20 protein-coding genes and 1 pseudogene are annotated in these 19,039 nt (G+C 70.3%); 10 read left to right on the top strand and 11 right to left on the bottom strand.

The window, feature by feature from the left end:
* Window positions 1-17: 17 nt before the first annotated feature.
* Window positions 18-458, top strand: a complete 441-nt coding sequence (locus tag ACWD0F_RS00955; protein WP_449871459.1) for an ATP-binding protein — start codon at window positions 18-20, stop codon at window positions 456-458.
* Between the two features lie 121 nt (window positions 459-579).
* Here the strand turns inward: ACWD0F_RS00955 and ACWD0F_RS00960 are convergent, their stop codons facing one another.
* A complete protein-coding gene (locus ACWD0F_RS00960; protein ID WP_449871461.1) occupies window positions 580-1,299 on the bottom strand; it encodes an AraC family transcriptional regulator in 720 nt (239 codons plus the stop codon).
* 278 nt (window positions 1,300-1,577) lie between these two features.
* Between ACWD0F_RS00960 and ACWD0F_RS00965 the strand changes: the two genes are divergently transcribed.
* A complete protein-coding gene (locus ACWD0F_RS00965; protein ID WP_449871463.1) occupies window positions 1,578-2,258 on the top strand; it encodes an alpha/beta fold hydrolase in 681 nt (226 codons plus the stop codon).
* On the opposite strand, the gene ACWD0F_RS00970 is transcribed toward ACWD0F_RS00965, so the two are convergent.
* The 3 genes and pseudogenes from ACWD0F_RS00970 to ACWD0F_RS00980 all read right to left on the bottom strand — a co-directional run.
* Window positions 2,242-2,478: a UTRA domain-containing protein gene (locus ACWD0F_RS00970; protein ID WP_449871465.1), complete on the bottom strand. Its 237-nt coding sequence runs from the start codon at window positions 2,476-2,478 to the stop codon at window positions 2,242-2,244. The two genes, ACWD0F_RS00965 and ACWD0F_RS00970, sit on opposite strands and share 17 nt — an antisense overlap.
* A complete protein-coding gene (locus ACWD0F_RS00975) occupies window positions 2,433-2,993 on the bottom strand; it encodes a GntR family transcriptional regulator (RefSeq protein WP_449871467.1) in 561 nt (186 codons plus the stop codon). The genes ACWD0F_RS00970 and ACWD0F_RS00975 overlap by 46 nt, the downstream gene beginning before the upstream one ends.
* A gap of 366 nt (window positions 2,994-3,359) precedes the next feature.
* A pseudogene (locus ACWD0F_RS00980) lies at window positions 3,360-3,467 on the bottom strand (DUF397 domain-containing protein); the annotation flags it as partial.
* 1,263 nt (window positions 3,468-4,730) lie between these two features.
* On the opposite strand from ACWD0F_RS00980, the gene ACWD0F_RS00985 reads away from it, so the two are divergent.
* The 5 genes from ACWD0F_RS00985 to ACWD0F_RS01005 are packed head-to-tail and all read left to right on the top strand — an operon-like array spanning window position 4,731 to window position 9,647.
* Complete coding sequence (locus ACWD0F_RS00985) at window positions 4,731-5,135, top strand: GntR family transcriptional regulator (RefSeq protein WP_449871469.1); 405 nt, start codon at window positions 4,731-4,733, stop codon at window positions 5,133-5,135.
* Window positions 5,132-6,022 carry an ABC transporter ATP-binding protein gene (locus tag ACWD0F_RS00990; protein WP_449871471.1) on the top strand — a complete coding sequence of 297 codons (891 nt, stop codon included), beginning with the start codon at window positions 5,132-5,134 and terminating at the stop codon, window positions 6,020-6,022. Before ACWD0F_RS00985 ends, ACWD0F_RS00990 begins: the two co-directional genes overlap by 4 nt.
* The gene (locus ACWD0F_RS00995) at window positions 6,019-7,062 is read left to right on the top strand and encodes an ABC transporter permease (protein WP_449871473.1); all 1,044 of its coding nucleotides are present in this window, start codon (window positions 6,019-6,021) and stop codon (window positions 7,060-7,062) included. The genes ACWD0F_RS00990 and ACWD0F_RS00995 overlap by 4 nt, the downstream gene beginning before the upstream one ends.
* The gene (locus tag ACWD0F_RS01000; RefSeq protein WP_449871475.1) at window positions 7,059-8,477 is read left to right on the top strand and encodes a S41 family peptidase; all 1,419 of its coding nucleotides are present in this window, start codon (window positions 7,059-7,061) and stop codon (window positions 8,475-8,477) included. The genes ACWD0F_RS00995 and ACWD0F_RS01000 overlap by 4 nt, the downstream gene beginning before the upstream one ends.
* 12 nt (window positions 8,478-8,489) lie before the next feature.
* Window positions 8,490-9,647, top strand: a complete 1,158-nt coding sequence (locus ACWD0F_RS01005) for an alpha/beta hydrolase family protein (RefSeq protein WP_449871477.1) — start codon at window positions 8,490-8,492, stop codon at window positions 9,645-9,647.
* A gap of 5 nt (window positions 9,648-9,652) precedes the next feature.
* Here the strand turns inward: ACWD0F_RS01005 and ACWD0F_RS01010 are convergent, their stop codons facing one another.
* From ACWD0F_RS01010 to ACWD0F_RS01020, 3 genes are read right to left on the bottom strand one after another with little or no spacing between them, the layout of a single operon-like run.
* Window positions 9,653-10,717 carry a hypothetical protein gene (locus ACWD0F_RS01010; protein ID WP_449871479.1) on the bottom strand — a complete coding sequence of 355 codons (1,065 nt, stop codon included), beginning with the start codon at window positions 10,715-10,717 and terminating at the stop codon, window positions 9,653-9,655.
* 21 nt (window positions 10,718-10,738) lie between these two features.
* Window positions 10,739-11,164, bottom strand: a complete 426-nt coding sequence (locus ACWD0F_RS01015) for an STAS domain-containing protein (RefSeq protein WP_449871481.1) — start codon at window positions 11,162-11,164, stop codon at window positions 10,739-10,741.
* 44 nt (window positions 11,165-11,208) lie between these two features.
* Window positions 11,209-12,078 (bottom strand): LLM class F420-dependent oxidoreductase, encoded by an 870-nt coding sequence (locus ACWD0F_RS01020; RefSeq protein WP_449871483.1) that lies wholly within the window; start codon window positions 12,076-12,078, stop codon window positions 11,209-11,211.
* A gap of 161 nt (window positions 12,079-12,239) precedes the next feature.
* Here ACWD0F_RS01020 and ACWD0F_RS01025 point away from each other — a divergent pair, with 161 nt between their 5' ends.
* From ACWD0F_RS01025 to ACWD0F_RS01035, 3 genes are all read left to right on the top strand, one after another.
* The gene (locus tag ACWD0F_RS01025) at window positions 12,240-13,022 is read left to right on the top strand and encodes a glycerophosphodiester phosphodiesterase family protein (protein ID WP_449871485.1); all 783 of its coding nucleotides are present in this window, start codon (window positions 12,240-12,242) and stop codon (window positions 13,020-13,022) included.
* Window positions 13,023-13,126: 104 nt separating this feature from the next.
* Window positions 13,127-14,515, top strand: coding sequence for an alpha/beta hydrolase domain-containing protein (locus ACWD0F_RS01030; RefSeq protein WP_449871486.1), 1,389 nt, complete (start codon window positions 13,127-13,129; stop codon window positions 14,513-14,515).
* 6 nt (window positions 14,516-14,521) lie between these two features.
* Window positions 14,522-16,480, top strand: coding sequence for an oxidoreductase (locus tag ACWD0F_RS01035; protein WP_449871488.1), 1,959 nt, complete (start codon window positions 14,522-14,524; stop codon window positions 16,478-16,480).
* Window positions 16,481-16,521: 41 nt separating this feature from the next.
* Here the strand turns inward: ACWD0F_RS01035 and ACWD0F_RS01040 are convergent, their stop codons facing one another.
* From ACWD0F_RS01040 to ACWD0F_RS01055, 4 genes are all read right to left on the bottom strand, one after another.
* Window positions 16,522-17,025, bottom strand: coding sequence for an ATP-binding protein (locus ACWD0F_RS01040; RefSeq protein WP_449871490.1), 504 nt, complete (start codon window positions 17,023-17,025; stop codon window positions 16,522-16,524).
* A gap of 118 nt (window positions 17,026-17,143) precedes the next feature.
* Complete coding sequence (locus ACWD0F_RS01045) at window positions 17,144-18,520, bottom strand: condensation domain-containing protein (RefSeq protein WP_449871492.1); 1,377 nt, start codon at window positions 18,518-18,520, stop codon at window positions 17,144-17,146.
* Entirely contained in the window at window positions 18,517-18,828 is a 312-nt protein-coding gene (locus tag ACWD0F_RS01050) for an acyl carrier protein (protein ID WP_449871494.1), read from the bottom strand. The genes ACWD0F_RS01045 and ACWD0F_RS01050 overlap by 4 nt, the downstream gene beginning before the upstream one ends.
* The gene (locus ACWD0F_RS01055) at window positions 18,825-19,037 is read right to left on the bottom strand and encodes an MbtH family protein (RefSeq protein WP_449871496.1); all 213 of its coding nucleotides are present in this window, start codon (window positions 19,035-19,037) and stop codon (window positions 18,825-18,827) included. The genes ACWD0F_RS01050 and ACWD0F_RS01055 overlap by 4 nt, the downstream gene beginning before the upstream one ends.
* Window positions 19,038-19,039 lie beyond the last annotated feature (2 nt).

Consider the following 19,039-nt stretch of genomic DNA (forward strand, 5'->3'; position numbering starts at 1 on the left):
CTTCGGAAGGTCGCGCCGTGAGCGGGCCGCGACTTCTCGCCGAACTGCTGGTGCCGGGGGTGAACGCATCGGTCTCTCTTCTCCGGCTGTGTGTGGGGCGCATCCTGACGGCGGCGGGGCATCGGGACGTGGACGATGTGCGATTGGTGGTCAGTGAGCTGATCACCAACGCGGTGGCTCATTCGAGGTCGGGACGGCCGGGCGGCTTCGTAATCCTGGAAGTGTCGGCGATCGACGATGCGCTGGCACGTGTCGAGGTGACCGATGAAGGGGGCATCAAGACTCCTCAACCACGCCAGGCGGGGGATGGCGACTGTGATGGCCGGGGCCTGCTCTTGGTGGAGCAGTTGTCGCTGCGCTGGGGGGTGGACTCGGGACCACTTGGCGGCATCGTGGTGTGGGCTGAGGTCTTGACCACGGAGAAGGTCGCCACCACGCTCACGGATATTCCTCCTTGAGGTTGGACGCGGCGGTCTGCTGCCGGCTGGGCGGGCGAACCGCGGCAAAGGCTGTTGCCGGCACCGCTGCGGACCGAGCAGAACGAACGAGCCGCCGAGCCGTGGCCCATCGACGTACGAATCACCCCGAGGACTTGCCCGCCGTCGGGAGTTGAGATGCGCGGGCGGTGGTCTGGCGACCGGTTCGGTAGCGGCCCGGGGTCGTTCCGATGATCTCGGTGAACGCTGCGATGAAGCCACTGGGGTTGGCCCATCCGCAGGCGTAGGCGGTTTGGGTGGTGTCGTGGCCGTCGGCGAGGAGCACGAGCGCGTGGTAGATGCGTAGCTGGGTGCGCCACTCGTAGAAGGTCATGCCGAGTTCGTTGCGGAACAGTCGGCTGAGGGTGCGGGTGCTGGCTCCGATGGTCTTCCCGAGTTCGGCCAGCGTGGCGTTGTCTGCCGGCTTCTCGTACAACATCCGGGCGATGGCTTGCAGCCGGTCGTCCCGTGGCTCCGGCAGGTGCAGGGGCTGTTCGTGTGCTTCGCGGAGTTCATCGACGAGGACCCGAAGGAGGCGAGAGCGCGCGGAGGGGCTGTAGCCAGGCGCGGCGGCGTCGTAGTTGCGGGGGCCGGTCAGGGCGAGCAGGACCTCACGGGCGAGGTCGGAGGCCAGGAACACGGCGGGACGGGCTGGGATGAGCCGGGCGAGGGATGGCGCGAGGAAGACGATCCGCATATCGGTGTCGCCGTGGGCGCGGTGGTCGTGCGTGAACCCGGCGGGGGTCCAGGCGACCCGGTTGGCGGGAACGATCGACGTGCCGCGCTCGGTGTGTACTGCCAGGACGCCGCTGGCTGCGTACACCAGGTGTCCCCGTGCGTGCGACTGCGCCGCGCTTGTTTCACCGGATGACCAGAGGTGGCGCCCACCGGACGGCCACATATGTGACGTCACACCGGCGATCCGGCGAGGTTGGCGGCGAACAGGCATCAGTTGGCATCCTATCGGTGGCCAGCCACACCTTGATCTGGTGAAACTTCCTCCTGCGGAGTGGTCTTCGGTCGCGCAGAGCGCCCGGCCGAACCACCTGGCATCGAGGCAGCGTGCCTCGATGCCGCGGCTTGAGAGAGAAGGAGAAACGCATGGCGACGTTCGTCCTCGTGCCCGGCGGCTGGCACGGCTCCTGGTCGTTCGAGGCGGTGGTTCCGCTGCTGGAGCGTGCCGGTCATGCCGTTCACGCCCTGACCCTGACCGGTCTGCGGCCGGACGACGACAACGCGACGATCGCGACCGCCAACCTCGACACGCACGCCGACGACGTCTTGCGGCTCCTCGATCGCGCCCACATCACCAGCGCGACGCTGGTCGGCCACAGCTACGGCGGGATGGTGATCGCCGCCGCCGCCGATCGTGCTGACGGCCGGATCTCACGGCTGGTGCATCTCGACGCCTACGTACCGCGCGATGGCGAGTCGTGCTGGTCGTCGACGACCGAGCGCTACCGGAAAGTGTTCGCGGCCGGCGCTGCGACCACCGGCTACGCCGTCCGGCCGCCGGACGGCGGCGATCCCCGCCGCCGTCCCCATCCTCTCGCCTCGTTCGTGCAAACGATCCGGCTCACCGGCACGCTCGCTCAGGTCCCCCGCCGGGAGTTCGTCTACTGCTCGGGATGGGAAGACCGGACGCCGTTCGCTGAACTCCGCACCCGGCTCCAAGCCGATCCCGAGTGGCAGGTCCACGACCTCCCAACCGGCCACGACGCCATGCATGAGGCCCCGGAGGCGGTTGCCGCACTATTGCTCAGGGTCAGACGTCGCGCGTGATCGGGTAACGGACCTCGAAACGGCTTGCGTCGCGGCGGGTGACGTTCACTTCGACAATGCGGCCCTCGGCGGTCCCAGCCGTGGCGATAGCGGTACGTGTGATGGTGAGCACCGGCACTCCTGGTGCCAGATGGAGCAGGCGCGCTTCGTCGGCGGTTGCGGCCCTGGCAGCGATCACACCTTGCCAGTCGAGTGGGCCCCAGCCGAGTTCACCCTCCATGCGGTCGTAGATGCCGCCAGCGCCGTGTCGGCCTCGGCCAGCACGGTCCCGGCTGCCAGGTCAGCGGGCAGGTAGGAGGTGGCCAACTGGATGACGCGGCCCGTTTCGGGATCTCCCATCACACGGTCGCGAATGATCACTGGGTCGCCGGTCCGGAGTCCTAACAGGGCAACGACATCGGGCGGGCACGGCCGTTGGCTTACCGTGGGCGGCTCTACAGGGCGCAGATCTTGCACGGTGCGGCTGAAGTAGTACCCAAGTTCGTCGCGGTACACGTGCGTGGCGAGGGTGAGGGGTTGCCGCTCGGGTTGCTCCCGGACAGTAGTGCCGCCCTTGCGAACCGGAAGAACGAGACCTTCGGCGGTGAGTTGGGCGACCGCGCGGCGGATGGTAGTTCGACTACAGCCGAATTGCTGCTCTAGCTGGTCTTCTGTCGGAATCTTGGTGCTGGGTGGGTAGGCGCCTGCGGCGATGGCCTCGCGCAGGGCTTGAGCGACTTCATGCCAGCGCGCCATGTCTCCTCCTCCAGAATGGGCCATTACATCAATACCTATTGAAGGCCAGGTCCACCTAGAAGACACTCCAGATTAGGTAACCACCTATTCCACCGAAGCCCTTATCCACAGCCGCGACGACATCCTCAACAGCCGTCCGGCCTGTGTCATCGGGTCGGCAAGCTGGGCCGCAGCGGCCATACTGCACGCCCAACAAGTGGTCGTCGTCGAGAACAGCGAGGGTTGAGGGTGAGGAACGATGTCGCACGCGATCCGGCCGTGGAACTGTGAAACGGTACGGGAACATGGTCGCCCTGGAGGGTTCGGCGATGACTCCCATCTCGTCCGGTCCGTGGAATTGACTGAACAGTCGTTTGGGTGGCCCTGCTACAGGTCGAATTCGCCGATCCGGACACCTCCGGTGAAAGCTCGCCATTCATCGTCCGCGAAGATGAGCGCCGGTCCATGAGAATTCTTGGAGTCACGAGCGGCAACTGCACCACGTTCAGCTTGACCAACTCATGTTGGTTCGCCAGAAGGGGTTGTCTCCGTGAGACGACTGTCCGAAGTCACCGCGATGCTTGTTGCGGCCGTGAGTTTAGTGGCATGCACCGTAGACGCCGGCCGAAGTGGATCATCCACAGCCGCTCCGCCTGATCCGTGCCCGTCGGACGAAGTCTGCCACGTCGTTATTGGCACCGACCCGGCCATCGCTGTATATCGGGGGGAGTTCTACTCCACCTTGATGCCGTTGACGGCACGACTTGAGTGGGTGGAAAGTGAGTCGTGCCTTGTGGCTACGAGACATGGTGATCCCGATCGGCAATTCAGGACGCTGGTTCCCCTATGGCCCGAGGGTACGGAACCGGTCCGCGCGCCAGACGGCAGGCGAGGCATCGAAATTCCCCAAGTTGGACAGATCTTCGAGGGTGCATTGTTTACGGCGGGCGGATCGGATTTTCCGCCGGATCTCAAACCACTCGTCCCTGGGATCTCTACTCTCACCCAACCGCCTGGCGCGTGCACTACCCATGACGGATTCTTCGTCGTCGAACCGTCTGCCGTCAGGCGTCTGGAGGATTAGGCCTCGATCCTTCACGAGCTTCGTATGGTCGGGTAAGCGGTTCGGCTGAGGGTTGATTTTACGCTGCGGTCAGCGTGATGGGCCCGGTTGTCGCGCCGAGTGGGCGGGTTTCCACGGGTCCGCGGGGTTTTCCTTCCTGGTTCGTTGGGATTCGTAATTGAGGACGCGTCGGGCTTCCCGACTCAAACCCGATGTAAGTGGCGTATCGCAGGGGCAGGTCGGCGGCTGTCGGAACGGCGATGTATCCGGACGGCCAGCACGCCATGCTCTGGCCGCCGCAGACCGACGGCTGACCGTGACCGTGTGCCCCCGCCTCGTGGACAGGGCGGGGGCATGGCACTGACGTGTGACAACGGCCATCGGCTCCGCGTGGTGTCGTTCCCCGCGTGTGACCGAGCCGAAGAGGCGAGACCCATGACCGCCGCATCAGGCTGGGTGCTCCCCTCCCCCCATCTGACCTAAGTGGCCCCGGGAGTGCCCGCGACAGGCATCCCGAGAGGCGAACGTCCTCTGCGCCTCACCTCGCCGATGCCGCTCGACGAAGACTCCGGCGAGGAGCTCGCAGGTCGATCGCCGCCAACCTGGGGCCGCTTCAAGCCGCCGGGCGCGGCCCATGCGCCGATCCTTATGATCCCCTAACATTGGGAACTCTAAAGTGCTAGCAAGCTAGATAAATGGAGTACCCGGTGATCGAGTTCCATCTGGACGGCAGGTCGGGTGTGTCGCCGTACCTGCAGTTGGTTCAGCAGGTACGGCACGCGCTAAGGCTGGGCGTGCTGCGCGAGGGCGACCAGCTACCGACCGTCAAGGAGGTCGTGGCGCAGTTGGCGATCAACGCCAACACCGTGCTGAAGGCCTACCGGGAGCTCGAACACCTGGGCCTGGCGGCCGCCCGGCCGGGGGTGGGGACGTTCGTCACGGCGACGCTCACCGACACCTCCCTGGCCGCGCACGGCCCGCTGCGGCTGGAGCTGCAGCGCTGGCTGGCCAAGGCCCGCCGGGCCGGCCTCGACGAGGAAAGCATCGAGGCCCTCTTCATGACCACCTTTCGGACCACCTCTCAGGAGGACATAGCGTGACTTCCGTCCTGCAGGCCCAGGGACTGGGCAAGAGATACGGCAAACGCTGGGCACTACGCGAGTGCACCATCGACATCCCCGCCGGGCACGTCGTCGGGTTGGTGGGCCCCAACGGAGCCGGCAAGACCACGCTGCTGAAGCTGGCCAGCGGCCAGCTGGAGCCGACGGCGGGCGGGCTCACGGTGCTGGGCGGGCGGCCCGCCGGCGGCCCGGCGCAACTGGCCAAGGTCGGGTTCGTCGCCCAGGACACCCCCGTCTACGCCGGGCTCAGCATCGCCGAGCACCTGCGTCTAGGAGCGCGGCTCAATCCTCGCTGGGACGCCACCATGGCGCGGGAGCGTATCGCGCAGCTCGGTCTCGATCCCGCCCAGCGGGCGGGGAAATTATCGGGCGGCCAGCGCGCCCAGCTCGCCCTCACCCTGGGCCTGGCCAAGCGGCCCGAACTGCTGATCCTGGACGAGCCGGTCGCCTCGCTCGACCCGCTGGCCCGCCGTGAGTTCCTGCAGGGACTGATGGAGGCCACCGTCGAGCACCAGTTCAGCGTCGTGCTCTCCTCCCACCTGGTCTCCGACCTGGAACGGGTCTGCGACTTCCTGATCGTGCTCGTCGACTCCCGCGTCCAGGTGGCGGGAGAGACCGACAAGCTGCTGGCCACCCATCACCGGCTCACCGGGCCGCGCCGCGACCCCGACCGGCTCCCCGCCGACCAGCAGGTGATCTCCGCCCGCCACACCGACCGGCAGAGCACGTACGTCATCCGCACCGACGCCGCCGTCCACGACCCCGCCTGGACGGTCACCCAGCTCACCATGGAGGACCTCGTCCTGGCCTACATGGACAACCGCACCGCCGAGAACCGGCGAGTCGCCCTGGAGGTGCAGCGATGATCTGGCTGACCTGGCGCCAGTTCCGCGGCTCGGCCGCGATGATGGCCGCCCTGCTCGTCCTCCTCGCCATCGTCCTGGCCCTGACCGGCCCCGGCCTGGTCTCCGACTACTCCGCCGGGATCGCGGCCTGCACCCAGGACAACTCCTGCGACCGCTTCTACGACCACTTCTTCGGCGAGTACGAGACCTCGTTCATGGCCCTGACTCTCGTCGTGCTGCTCCTGCCCGCCCTCGCCGGGCTCTTCTGGGGAGCACCGTTGATCACCCGCGAGCTGGAGGCGGGCACGCACCTGATGGTGTGGAACCAGAGCATCACCCGCGGCCGCTGGCTGGCGGTCAAGCTCGGGCTCATGGGCTTGACCGCCGTGGCCGTCGCCGGCCTGTGCGGCCTCATGGTGACCTGGTGGTCCGACCCTCTGGACAAATCAGCCGCTGAGAACCTGGCCCTGATGGCTCCCCTGGTGTTCGGCGCGCGCGGCATCACCCCGATGGGATACGCGGCCTTCGCCTTCGTCCTCGGTGTGACCGTGGGCATGCTGGTGCGCCGCACGCTGCCCGCCATGGCCCTCACCCTGGCCGTCTTCGCCGCGCTCCAGCTCGCCATGCCGCTGCTGGTCCGGCCCCACCTGATGCCCCCGATCACCGCGACCTTCGAGCTCGGCAAGACGAACGTGGACGGCATCGGCATCAACCGGGACCGAGGCGGATTCGTCGAGATTCAACTGCGGGCGGCCGTTCCCGGTCACGCGGGCGCCTGGGTCCTGTCCACCAACCTGATCGATCCGTCCGGACGTACGCTCGGCACCGGCGCCGCGGGCGCCGCCCAGATCTCCACCACGTCGGGCCCCTGCGCACCGTCGGCGGTCGGCGGAGACGGCTGCATCGTCGAGATCAACCGGCTCGGCTATCGGCAGCAGGCGACCTACCAGCCCCTTGAGCGCTTCTGGCCCTTCCAGTGGATCGAGACGGGGATCTACGCCCTGCTCACCCTCGGCCTGACCTGGTTGTCCTTCTGGTGGATCCGCAGGCGCCTGTCATGACCGTCATCAGGACCGCGACCGCCGTTCTCGCCCTCCTCCTGGCGGCGGCCTGCACGGCGCCGGCGCCGCCGCGCAACCAGACGGGCACGGCAGCCGGTACGGTCTGCGCCACGCCCCAGGGAGCTCCCGGGGCGGAGACGGCCACCACGATCGACGTCATCGAGCAGGCGTACTTCTGCATCCTCGGCAACTACTACAGCGGCGCCACGCTGGACGCCCGCTCGCTGCTGAACGCCGGATTCGTCGCCCTGACCCAGGAGCTCAACCGCAACGGGCGCGACCTGCCCGAGGCCACCATGCCGGCGTTGACCGGCGACCGGAAAGCCGACTGGGCCGCCTTCGAGGCCGTCTACCGGAAGGTCACCGATCAGGTTCCCGATCTTCGCGGCAAGCTGGCCGTCGCCACCCTTGAGGCCATCGTGGCCGGTCTGGGCGACAATCACGCCTCCTGGGCGCACGACGTCAAGCGGCCGCCCGACTACTACGACGGTGACGGCTACGGCCTGGGTCTCCTGGCGAACGTCAACGGCCCGCAGGTGGCCGGCAACCCCGGCGTCGCCCTTCCGCCGCTCTTCGTCACCCAGGTGCAGGGCGGCGCGGCGCAGGCCGCCGGACTGCGCCCGGGTGACGTCATCGAATCGGTCAACGGATCGGCGCCCTTCATCGACGGGAAGCCGGCCCCCGCGATCGCCGCCCTCTACCCGCGCTACCCGGAGGCGCGTCCGGTCCGGCTGCGGCTCTCGCGGCAGAGCACCGGCCGCCGCTGGAGCGTGACGCTCAAGCCCGGCCTCTACCAGCGGGATCTGGCCGAGCTGCAGGTGGTGCAGTCGAAGCTGCTGGACGACGACATCGCCTATGTGCGGTTGCGCGGATTCGCTCCCGACTCCGCGAACAGGGCCTTCAAGGCGATCTCCCGGCTGCGTGCCGGCCGGACGATCACCGGCGTCGTGCTGGACCTGCGCGGCAACGGCGGCGGCAGCCCCACCGAAGCGATCCGGCTGGTGAGCGCGTTCGCCCACGGCAAGGTCACCGCCTACCTGTGCACGGTGGACGGCAAGTGCGAGACCTTGCGGACCGACGACACCGTCGAGCTGCTCAACCTGCCGCTGACGGTGCTCACCGACCGCAGTTGCGCCTCGGCCTGCGAACACTTCAGCTCCGCGGTCAAGGACCTGCGCGCCGGCCGGCTGGTCGGCACCAGAACGGCCGGCGTCATCTCCGGACCGTCACAGGGATACCTGCTGCGCAACAACACCCTGCTGGGCTTCCCCGCCAGGCACCACCTGGGGCCCGATCGCGAGGTGATCGACCGGATCGGCGTGCCCCCCGACCACCACGTGCCCCTGACCCCGGAGGACGCGGCCGCCGGGCGCGACCCCGCGCTGGCCAAGGCCCTGGCCCTGCTGCACAAGTGAAGGTACCTCTCGATGAGACAGCTCCTGGCGGTCGCCGCGGGACTGGTCGTCCTGGCCGCGTCCGCCTGCTCCGCACCCTTGCCGCCCCGGTCCGCCGCCAACCCGTCCCCCACGCCGACCAGCCCCGCCGCCTTGCCCGCCCCCACCGGCGCCCATCCGGTCGGCACCACCGCCCTGCACCTGAAGGACACCTCCCGCCCCGATCCCTGGAACCTCGACGTCGATGCCAGGGAGCTCAAGGTCACCCTGTGGTATCCGACCGAGCAGCGGGACGGGCAGCGGGCGCCGTACATGACGCCGAAGGAGGCGGAGCTCACGCTGAAGGGCTTGCGGGCGGCGGGCGTTCCGTCCGACACGCTGAGCAAGACCCGCACGAACGCCATCAAAGACGCCGAACCCGCCGGGCGGAAGCTGCCGCTGGTCGTGCTCTCCCCCGGCTTCACCAAGCCGATGAGCACGCTCACGTCCCTGGCCGAGGAGCTGGCCAGCCGGGGGTACGTCGTGGCCGGGATCGACCACACCTACGAGAGCTATGCCACGACCTTGTCCGACGGGCGGGTCGCCGAATGCCTCGCGTGCGACAGTGACACGGACCCGGGCTTCGGCCCAGGGGTGGTCCAGGGCCGGGCGGCCGACGTCTCCTTCGTGCTCGACCAGTTGCCGGCGAAGTGGGCCGGTGCTGACCTGATCGACCGCTCCGCGATCGCGATGGCGGGCCAGTCGATCGGCGGGGCCGGCGCCATGGCGGCCATGCTGAAGGACCCTCGGATACGCGCCGGGATCGACATGGACGGCACCACCTACGCCCGGATCCCCAAGAGCGGGTTCTCCCGGCCGTTCATGTTCCTGGGTTCGCCCCAGCACGCCTCCGGCGGCCGTGACAACTCGTGGGACCGCGACTGGAAGCTGCTGACCGGGTGGAAGCGCTGGCTCGTGCTGACGGGCGCGGACCACCAGTCGTTCACCGACGGCCCGCTGCTGGCGGGCGTCCTCGGCCTCACGCCCGCCTACGACGCCCTGCCCGCGGCGCGGGCCGCCGAGCTCACCCGCACGTACGTGGCAGCCTTCCTCGACCAGCACCTGAAGTCGAAACGACAGTCCATCCTGGACAAACCATCAGCACGCTACCCCGAGGTCAAGATCTGCCCCGCGACCTGCGGTCAGTCCTGACCGGCCTAAGCGCCCGCGGCGGCGAGGAGGTTCGCGACCTCGGTGTGCCCGTTCAGCAGGGCCAGCTCGTACGGTGTGCGTCCGTCATACACCGGGTGGCCGCCGAGGCCGTGCACCTCCGCGCCGTGGGCGAGGAGCAGCCGGGCGCGTCGCGGGCCACCGCGCAGTGCGGCGGTGGCCAGTTCGTCGCGCACCATCTGCTGCGGGGACTGCAGTGCCGGGCCCAGCCGGGCATGCCACGGCCCGCCCTCGCCACGGCCCAGGCCGAACTCCAGCAGCAGCTCAAGGTGGGCGGTGTCGTCGGAGAAGGAGCCGCCGAGCCCGAGGTTGTAGAGGGTCTGGTTGTCGTTGGGGTCCGCTCCGGCCTCCAGCAGCAGCCTGGCCAGCGCCCATCCCTGCGGATGCGGTGGCTGGTCGCTCTCTCCCCCGCCGAACGCGCCGGTGAGCGCGGTGAACGGTGAGGTCAGACCGTCCCAGAGGAATCCGGTGTCGGGATCGGCGCCGTGTTCGAGGAGCAGCCGGGCCGCCGCCACGTACGGGGCGGCGATGTCGAGACGCGCGTACGTCAGATAGAGCAGCGGCTCCCACCCGAAGGGGCCGCCCTGGGTCCGGGCCAGTCGCGGGTCCGCGGCCAGCGCGCCGGCCAGCGCGTCGGCCGAGCCGGTGGCCGCCATCGTGAAGACGTTCGCGGCGGCCAGGTGCGGATGCCGGGCCAGCAGCAGGCCGGCCTCCCCGGTCCGGCCCGCGTGGTCGTGGCCGTAGGTGAGGCAGGCGAGCCGCAGGAACTCCTCCGGCAACTCTTCGCTCGGCCCGACGCGGTGCGGTGAGCGGGAGTATCGCTCGATGGTGCCGATGTGCTCCGTCAGCTCGGCCCAGCTCGCGAAGCCGTACCGGCGGGCGGTGACGAGCTGCGCGTCGGAGAGCTCGGGCGTCTCCGGCGGCCGGGGATGGAACTCGGTGACGAGCCCGCGGGCCTCGGAAAGGCCCGCCCGCACGTCCTGGAGGAGGGTCTTGGCCTGTTCACGGAGCCGTTCGAGGCTGGGGTTGTCGGGCAGGCGATGGACGGGCACGGTGGCCTCCTTGCCGTCTGGTCAGGCATCCGCGCCCGAGCCGGTCTGGTCGTCCGGGCCGGTGTCCGATCGGGGCGGCGTCCGCAAGGTCTGGATGGCCGCCTCCACCGAATCCGCCACCTGGAACGCGGTGCGCAGGCCGGTGATCGTCAGAATCCGTTCCAGAAGGGGCGGGATGCCCGACAGGATCAGGCTGCTCTGTTGCTCACGGCTCTGCTTGAGCAGCAGCACCAGCACGCCGACGCCCATGGAGTCGCAGAATGTCACACCGCGCAGGTCCACGACCAGTCCGGCGGCGGGCGTCGCCTGCCAGGCGTCTCGCGCCTGCTGGTGCAGCAGTCCCGCGGAGCTGTAGTCGAGCTCGCCCGCCGCGCGGGCGACGGTGAAGACGTCGTGCAGGCCGATCGACACGGTGAAACGCTCGGAGGAAATGCCTTCCTCATCCATGGGAGACCATCCTTGGCCTTGAGCGCGGAAGGAGCAACCTCGGCCTAACCGTTGCGCAGGCCGAGGGCGTCGGCGGCGGTCTCCAGTGCGGCGAGGTGGTCGTCGACCGTGCGCAGTCCCGCCCGCATGGTGTCGACGGCGAGGTGCGTGGCCCCGGACTGCTCCCAGCGCCGGGCCACCTCCCGCAACTCCGCCGCGTTGCCCGTCCAGTTGACGCGGCCCTCCATGCCGAGCGTGGCGGGGTCGCGTCCGGCCTGAGTGGCGGCGTCCTCGACGATGGCCTTGGCCTCGTCGAGCTTGGGGCCGGGAGACATCTGCGGGAACCAGCCGTCGGCCAGGCGCCCGGCCCGGCGGTAGGCCGCGGGCGACTGCGCGCCGAACCAGACGGGGATCGGCCGCTGCACGGGCAGGGGCGCCAGACCGGCTCCCGTCACCCGGTCGTAGGTGCCCTCGAAGGTGACCGACGGCTCGGTCCACAACCGGCGCATCAGCTCGACCTGCTCCTCGATGCGCTTGCCGCGGGTGGTGAAGTCCTGGCCGAGGGCTTCGTACTCGACCGCGTTCCAGCCCAGCCCGACCCCCAGCCGGAACCGGCCCGTGGTGAGCAGGTCGACCTCGGCCGCCTGCTTGGCCACCAGGGCGGTCTGCCGCTGGGGCAGGATGATGATGCCGGTGACCAGCTCCAGCGAGGTCAGCGCGGCGAGGTAGCCGAACAGGACCATCGGCTCGTGGAACGTGGTCCGCACGTCATAGGGGCCGCTCCAGCCCTGGTGAACCGCCGGGTCGGCGCCGACGACGTGGTCGAAGGCCATGACGTGCCGGAATCCGAGCTCCTCGGCCCGCTGCCCGTAGGCGCGTACGGCGCCCGCGTCCGCGCCGATCTCGGTCTGAGGAAAGACAACACCGATCCGCATGCAGGGCTCCCGTCAAGCTCAGGTGGTTCCCGAACATCATCACCCGTCCGGGCGATCATCGGGCTGCGACGCTCCGGGTCCTCGGCTGTTGCTCGATGTCGGACATTTCCCATAGCCTGCCCTTCCGGTCGGCGATCATGGATGGGGTTCGGCTGATGACGATGAACGTTGTTGCCGCGGTCTCGATGGCGACGGTTCTGACCACCACGGGGCTCGTGCCCGCCGCGATGGCGGCCCGCCTGCCCGCGTGTCCGCCGGTCTTCGGGCACGGCGGCTATCCCACGGGCGCGACCGCCTGGTCCAAGGACCAGGTGCGCCAGCCCAACCACCCGAGTGGGGTGAACGACCAGAAGACCTGGGGCGCCCAGGGGGTGGAAGGCGACGTCCAGCTCACCAAAGAGGGGACGAAGGCGGTGATGTGGCACAACACCTCCACCAACGGCCTGACGGGCGAGAAGCGGAACATCACCGACATCTGGTGGACGGCAGGCGCGGACAACCTCCAGGCTCGCCGGATCGCGCGCGGCCCGTACCAGGGCGAGCAGGTCTACTCGTTGCGGCAGTGGCTGGATCACGTGAAGTCGCGGGGGCTGGTCGCCCTCCTGGAGATCAAGCCGGAGGCGAAGAGCGTCCTGGCGAACTCCGCGTACGCGGTGAACGCCTGGAAGGAGATCTCGGCCCCGATCACGGAGCGCCAGGGCGCGCAGCAGATCCTGGTGTACTCGCAGGACTCCTGGATCCAGGGCGAGCTCGCCAAGCGTCACCCGGCGCTGCTCAAGGGATCGGCCGCCCGCTGGACCGACAGCGTGGCCTGGGACGAGCCCCCGCCCTCCTGGACCGGCAACAAGGCGCAGTGGCAGGCCGTGCTGGACCAGGCGCCGAAGAGTGTCATGACGAACTACACGAAGGAGTACCGGGCCTGGCTCGCGGGCAAGTGCGCCTGACCCGGGGTCGTGACCGCGAAGTGAATCTTCCTCTTGACTTCGCGGTCACGAGCGCGGAAGTTTATGAACTATCTAGTTCGTACTTTCCCGGACGGAGTCCCCCCATGCACCCCCTCCTCCTGGCCGGCACGTTAGCGCTCACCCTGATCACCGCACCCACCCCCGCACCCGCCGCCGTCCCCGCTCCCACGGTGACCGGCCCGATCCCCTCGACCGGCCAGCCCCGCGACCATCCCTTCTTCGCCACCGACCAGGACCTCGCGAAAGCCGGGTACGTCGAGGAGGAGTACCTCATCACGGGCACGGCCAGCCGCTACACCACCCCCGACCAGGCCACCGGCACGGTCATCGACAGCGGCCACCCCTACACGACCCGCATCGTGGTCCGCCGGCCGCTCGCGCCGAAGCGGTTCAACGGCACGGCGGTCGTCGAGTGGTACAACGTGACGAACACCTTCGACTACGAGGTCGTCTGGTCCCGGTCCTTCCGGCACCTGCTGGACGAGGGGTACGCGTGGGTGGGCGTGAGCGCCCAGCGCAACGGCGTGCACACCCCGGCGGGACTGAAAGCGTGGAACCCGGCCAGGTACGGCGGCCTCGACCTGACCGCGGGCGGCACCGTCATCGACGACGGCCTCGCGTACGACGTCTTCAGCCAGGCCGCCAAGGCGCTGACCGACCCGCGTGGCGCACGCCCGCTCGGCAACCTGAAGGTCAGGACGCTGATCGCGACCGGCCAGTCCCAGTCGGCCTCCCGGCTGGCCCTCTACGCCAACTCCGTGCATCCGCTCGCGCCCGTCTACGACGTGATCACCATCGTGGACGGCGGCGTGGCGATCCGCCCCGACCTGACCACGCGGGTCTTCAAGACGGCCAGCGAGTACGACGTCCTCGCCAACCAGGCCGCCCGCCGCCAGCCCGACGGCGACCGCTACACCTACTGGGAGATCGCCGGCGCCTCGCACTCCGACCGGCACGCGTACCTGGTCAACAACCCGATCCGGCTGCGTGACGCGGGCGTGTCGGGACTGCTGGCCGGACCCACCGCGCCCTGCGTGTCCCCGGCGCGCAGCAACGTCCCGTACGAGTACGTGCTGAACGCGATGTTCGACCACTCCGTACGCTGGGCGCGGGAGGACCGGCATCCGCCCGCGGGCCCCAAGCTGGAGGTCACCGACGCCACCACCAGCCCCGCCACCCTGACCAGGGACGCCTACCAGATCGCCCGCGGCGGCATCCGGCTCGCGGCGGTCGACGCCCCGACGGAGCGCAACACCGGCTGGAACATCGGCCTCACCGACGCCACCAACAGCGCCTGCCGCCAGGGCGGAAGCTGGGTCCCGTTCGACGACACGACCCTCGCCGAGCTGTACCCCGGCCACCGCGACTACGTCGCCCAGGTCCGCCAGGTCACCGAGCGGAACCTGCGCGACGGCTTCATCACCAGGCGGGACGCCGACAGGACCATCCGCGACGCCGAACGCGCCAGGTAGGCGGGGATGCGGTGCGGTTCGCCTCTGAAACTGGGGCCGGTGCGCCTGCGCAACCGGTTCGTCGCGGCGCCGATGGAACGCAACTACTGCGAGATCGACGGCACCGTCACCGGCCGCTACGCCGACTACCTGGTCCGGCGGGCACACGGCGGCGCGGCGCTGGTCTTCGCCGAGGCGAGCTACGTCCGCGCCGACGGCAAGGGGCGGCTGCGCCAGATGGGCGCCGACGTCGACGCCCGCGTCCCCGGCATCGCCCGGCTGGCCGCCGCCGTCCACGCGGCCGGGTCGCTGTTCGGAGTCGAGCTGAACCACGGTGGCCGCACCGCGCAGGGGGCGGTCAGCGGCTTCCGGCCGGTCGCCCCCTCCCCCGTCCCGTGCCTGCCGGCCGGCGGCGAGCTGCCGCTGGAGCTGACCACGCGGGAGGTGTACGAGCTGGTCGAGGCGTACGGGGAGGCTGCCAGGCGGTGCCGCGAAGCGGGCGTGGACGTGATCTCCATTCACGGCGCGCACGGCTACCTGGTGCACCAGTTCCTCTCGCCGGCCCGCAACCTGCGCACCGACGAGTTCGCCCGCCCGGCCCGCTTCCTCGACCTGGTCATCGAGGCGGTGCGCGCGCGGGCGGGGCGGGAGATGGCCGTCGGCCTGCGGATCTCCGCCCATGAGGGGTTCGACGGCGGGCTGACGGCCGGCCGCACGTTCGAGCTGATCTCCGGCGCCCGGCTGGACCTGCTCGACTTCCTCGACGTCTCGGCCGGCTCGTACGAGGCCGGGCAGTGGATCATCCAGCCCGGCGAGTGGGAGCGCGGCCTGCTCGCCCCGTACGCCGAGCGCTATCGCGCGCTGGGCCTGCCGGTCGGCGTGGCCGGCCGGATCAGCACCCCCGAGACTGCGGAGGCGATCGTGGCCGGTGGCCAGGCGGACTTCGTCTCCCTGGCCCGCACGTTGCACGCCGACCCGGACTTCCCGCGCCGGGCCCTCGCGGGCGAGCCCTACCGGCCGTGCATCGCCTGCAACTACTGCATCGACCGGCTCGGCACCGGGGAGCCCATCCCCTGCTCGGTCAACCCCCGGGCCGGCCGGGAGTTTCTCGGCCGGCCCCCGGCGCCCGCCGAGAAGGTGTCGGTGCTGGTGATCGGGGCCGGCCCGGCCGGTCTGGAGACGGCCCGGCTGCTGGCCGGGCACGGGCATCGCGTGCGGGTGCTGGAGCGTGCGGAGCACGTCGGCGGCCGGTTCGCCCTCGCCGCGCGTCTGCCCGAGTACCCGGAGTATCACCGCATCCTGCGGTGGTGCGCGAGTGAGCTGGACCGGCTCGGCGGCACCGTCCGCACGGGCGTCCCGGTCACCGAGGAGGAGCTGGCCCGGCACGACGCGGACGCCATCGTGCTGGCCACCGGAGGCGCCGGCCACCTGCCCGGCGTTCCCGGCATCGACCTGCCACACGTGATCGACGTCCGCGACTGGCTCGCCGCCCGGCCGGACGTCCCCGGCGCGTGCGTGCGGGACCGGCTGGACGTCCCCGCCGCGTGCGTCGTCTGGGGGGCCGACCGTGAGGGGGTGGCCGTCGCCGATCATCTGGCGGCCGGCGGCTCCGAGGTGCTGCTGGTCGGCCCGCAACCGTCCCTCGCCCCAGACGTCGGCCGCCGCGCCAAGATCCTGACGGTGCCGCGGCTGACCGGGAACCCCCGGGTCCGCATCCTGCTGGAGTCCACGATCCGCACGATCGAACCGGACCGGGTGCTCGTACGCACCGGCGGTCGCGAGGAGTGGCTGCCGGCGGCGGGCCCGCTGCTGGTCTCGCACGGTGTCACCCCCCGGGCCGAGCTCCTCGCCGCCTGCCGGGCCCGGCGGCCCCGGCTCGGCGTGCACGTGGTCGGGGACGCGGGCGGCCGTGGCGGCTCGATCCACCAGTGTTTCCTGGCGGCGGAGGAGGTGGCCCACGCCGTGGCGGCGGCCCTGACCGGCTGAAGCAGCCTGTCAGCTCGCGGTCCGGCCGGGGCGGCGGATGCTCAGGTGGCCAGTTGGCGCCCGTACGCGCACCACAGACCTTCCGACAGGGCGTCGGCGCCCCCCGCCATGTCGCAGATGCGGCAGGCGTGGCGTGGCGCCGGCACCTGGACGTGGTCCGGCACACCGTGCATGTGCAGGCTCAGCCGGGAGCCGAGACCGGTCCGCTCCAGGCAGACCGCGTCGCACAGGCCCCGGATCACCCACAACCCGACGCCGCGCAGGGAGATCGGGTCGAGCGCGGCGGCGGCCAGGTGGTCGCCGGTCAACCGGCCCGCGATGTCCAGGATCTCCACCGTGATCGCGTCGCCGGTGCCGCGGGCGGTGACCTGGCCGGCCGTGCCGCCGTGGTCGAGCACGTTGGCGACCGCCTCGTTGACGGCCAGAATCAGGTCGTCCAGTCGCTGGCCACGGAGTCCGCAGTGGTGGCCGTGGATGCGTACGAGATCCCGGATGAAACCGAGATCGGCGCTGATCGGGCAGCGCAACTCGAACTCCACGCTCATGATCGTCTCGCCTGTCAGGCGTTGGAACGGAGGGGTACGCGAAACTTCTCCAGAAGCATCTCCCCTGGGTAGATCGTCAAAACACCACCCAGGCCGGCGGACGCCTGAGGCACGCGTGTCACCGGTCGCGCACGACGCCCTCCGCGGCGAGGACGCCGGTGACCGGCACGTTCTCGGTGAGGCTGCGGACCAGCAGGGTCTCCACGGCGCGCAGCATCGCGCGCGCCGTGTCCCGCCCGAGGTAGGCGGTGTCGACGATGAGGCTGAGCTGCCCGGTGTCTGGAGCGGTGCCCACGGTGAAGAACACCTTGAAGCGCACGCCGGGCCAGGCGTCCGTGACGTGCGTCCGGGTGCGCCGGGCCAGGTTCTCGCCCGGGGCCGGCTCGGGCAGGTCCGCCCAGGCGCCGGCGCCGCGCCTGTCGTTGAAGAACGCGTCCAGGTCCGGCTCCCGCCCACGGCGGCGGCCGACCTCCGCCCGCATGGCCTGCATCTCGAAGGGGTCATAGTGCGCGGTGCGGTAGGCCGCGAGGGCGTTGCGGTGCGCCGCCCGGCACGTGGCGGCGAAGTCGGCGGCGGTCAGGTCGAGCACGAACAGGCCGTCCTGTCCCACGGTCCCGACCATGCTCCTGGTACGCGGATCGCGCCGGTTGCTGTGCACCAGTTGCATGACCGCCCTCCTGCGTCCGCTCACCGCGGCCAGAACGGTCGCGCAGGCGGCGAGGAGCACGCTGGTCGTGCTGAGCGTCCAGCGTTCGGCCAGTGTCGTGGCCGCGGCGGCGAGCGCGACCGATTCCATGCCCACCTCGATGAACCGCGGATCCTCCGCCTCGCCCGCAGGATGGTCGAACACGTCCAGCGGAACCTCGTCGAGCACGGAGCGCCAGTGCCGGACCGACCTGGACGAGCGGGCCAGGAACGACTCCTCGCGCTCCAGCTCCGCCTGGTCCATCGGCTGCCATTCCGGCGGCCTCAGGTCCGCTCCTCTGAGCAGCGCCTTCCACTCCGCCGAGAGCAGGCTCAGCGCCTCGAAGTCCACGGCCAGGTGGGAGAAGGCGAACGCCAGCGCTCTCGGCCGGCCCTCGTGGGTCACGACCGCGCAGCGCAGCGGCAGGTCCCGTCCGTGGTCGAAGGGCGTTCTGCTCAGCTCGCCGGCGATCCGCTCGGCCGCCTGCAGCGCTCGCTCCCCGGCCGCCTCCACCAGGTCCACGACCAGCTCGCCGTCACGCGCGACCCGCTGGACGGGGCCGTCCGGGGTGGCGGCGAAGGTGGTGCGCAGGCTTTCGTGGCGTTCCAGCAGGCGGCGTAGCACGGTCAGTACGGCGGCGAGGTCGCGCTTTCCGTAGACGGGCAGCACCCAGGGGCAGGTGAGGAAGGACTGGCTGTCGCCCATGAGGTGGACGGCCCGCCACATCAGCCGCTGTCCCCAGGTCAGCGTGGCCTCGCCGGAGCGGGGGCCGCTGAACTCCACGGTCGCCGTCCGGGCGGCGGTCATCATGGCCGCCCGTCGCGACCGGCGGGCGCGGTGGGGAGCTCTTCGGCGGGAGGGGCGGAGAGGGAGGCGGCGATGGAGGTGGCGAGGGTGCTGACGTGTTCGGCGGAGGACAGGTCGCCGCCGAGGTCGACGTCGACTCCGAAGGTGTCCTCGATCGTGTCGATGAGCCTGATGCGCGCCAGCGAGGTGAGGCCGAGCGCCGAGAGCGAGTGGCCGCCCGCGAGCGCCTCCTCGGCGCTGACCTCGCCGTCGGACGCCTCGGCGATCATGACCGCCAGCACCCGCATCAACCGCTCGCCGTCCGTCGTCACCTCGTACCTCCGGTGGTGCCGTCCTGGCGCAGCCGGACGCTGCGCGGCCGCATGTCCGTCCATACCTCGTCGATGTGGCGCAGGCACTCCTCCTGCTCCCCGGTGAACCCCTCGGGCCGCCAGCCGGCCGGCGGTTGCCGGTCGGCCGGCCACAACGAGTACTGGTCCTCGTCGTTGACGACCACCTGGTGTCGTGCGGATTCGGTCATGG

Source organism: Nonomuraea sp. NPDC002799 (assembly GCF_053592075.1).

What these genes read in the sequence shown, in the direction of transcription:
- ACWD0F_RS01035 (WP_449871488.1), top strand. Translation starts at nt 14,522, where the DNA reads ATGCGGTGCGGTTCGCCTCTGAAACTGGGGCCGGTGCGCCTGCGCAAC.
- ACWD0F_RS01045 (WP_449871492.1), bottom strand. Translation starts at nt 18,520, where the DNA reads ATGATGACCGCCGCCCGGACGGCGACCGTGGAGTTCAGCGGCCCCCGC.
- ACWD0F_RS01015 (WP_449871481.1), bottom strand. Translation starts at nt 11,164, where the DNA reads ATGGATGAGGAAGGCATTTCCTCCGAGCGTTTCACCGTGTCGATCGGC.
- ACWD0F_RS00985 (WP_449871469.1), top strand. Translation starts at nt 4,731, where the DNA reads ATGGAGTACCCGGTGATCGAGTTCCATCTGGACGGCAGGTCGGGTGTG.
- ACWD0F_RS00965 (WP_449871463.1), top strand. Translation starts at nt 1,578, where the DNA reads ATGGCGACGTTCGTCCTCGTGCCCGGCGGCTGGCACGGCTCCTGGTCG.
- ACWD0F_RS01055 (WP_449871496.1), bottom strand. Translation starts at nt 19,037, where the DNA reads ATGACCGAATCCGCACGACACCAGGTGGTCGTCAACGACGAGGACCAG.
- ACWD0F_RS01040 (WP_449871490.1), bottom strand. Translation starts at nt 17,025, where the DNA reads ATGAGCGTGGAGTTCGAGTTGCGCTGCCCGATCAGCGCCGATCTCGGT.
- ACWD0F_RS01020 (WP_449871483.1), bottom strand. Translation starts at nt 12,078, where the DNA reads ATGCGGATCGGTGTTGTCTTTCCTCAGACCGAGATCGGCGCGGACGCG.
- ACWD0F_RS01000 (WP_449871475.1), top strand. Translation starts at nt 7,059, where the DNA reads ATGACCGTCATCAGGACCGCGACCGCCGTTCTCGCCCTCCTCCTGGCG.
- ACWD0F_RS01025 (WP_449871485.1), top strand. Translation starts at nt 12,240, where the DNA reads ATGAACGTTGTTGCCGCGGTCTCGATGGCGACGGTTCTGACCACCACG.
- ACWD0F_RS01005 (WP_449871477.1), top strand. Translation starts at nt 8,490, where the DNA reads ATGAGACAGCTCCTGGCGGTCGCCGCGGGACTGGTCGTCCTGGCCGCG.
- ACWD0F_RS00975 (WP_449871467.1), bottom strand. Translation starts at nt 2,993, where the DNA reads ATGGCGCGCTGGCATGAAGTCGCTCAAGCCCTGCGCGAGGCCATCGCC.
- ACWD0F_RS00970 (WP_449871465.1), bottom strand. Translation starts at nt 2,478, where the DNA reads ATGGAGGGTGAACTCGGCTGGGGCCCACTCGACTGGCAAGGTGTGATC.
- ACWD0F_RS01030 (WP_449871486.1), top strand. Translation starts at nt 13,127, where the DNA reads ATGCACCCCCTCCTCCTGGCCGGCACGTTAGCGCTCACCCTGATCACC.
- ACWD0F_RS00995 (WP_449871473.1), top strand. Translation starts at nt 6,019, where the DNA reads ATGATCTGGCTGACCTGGCGCCAGTTCCGCGGCTCGGCCGCGATGATG.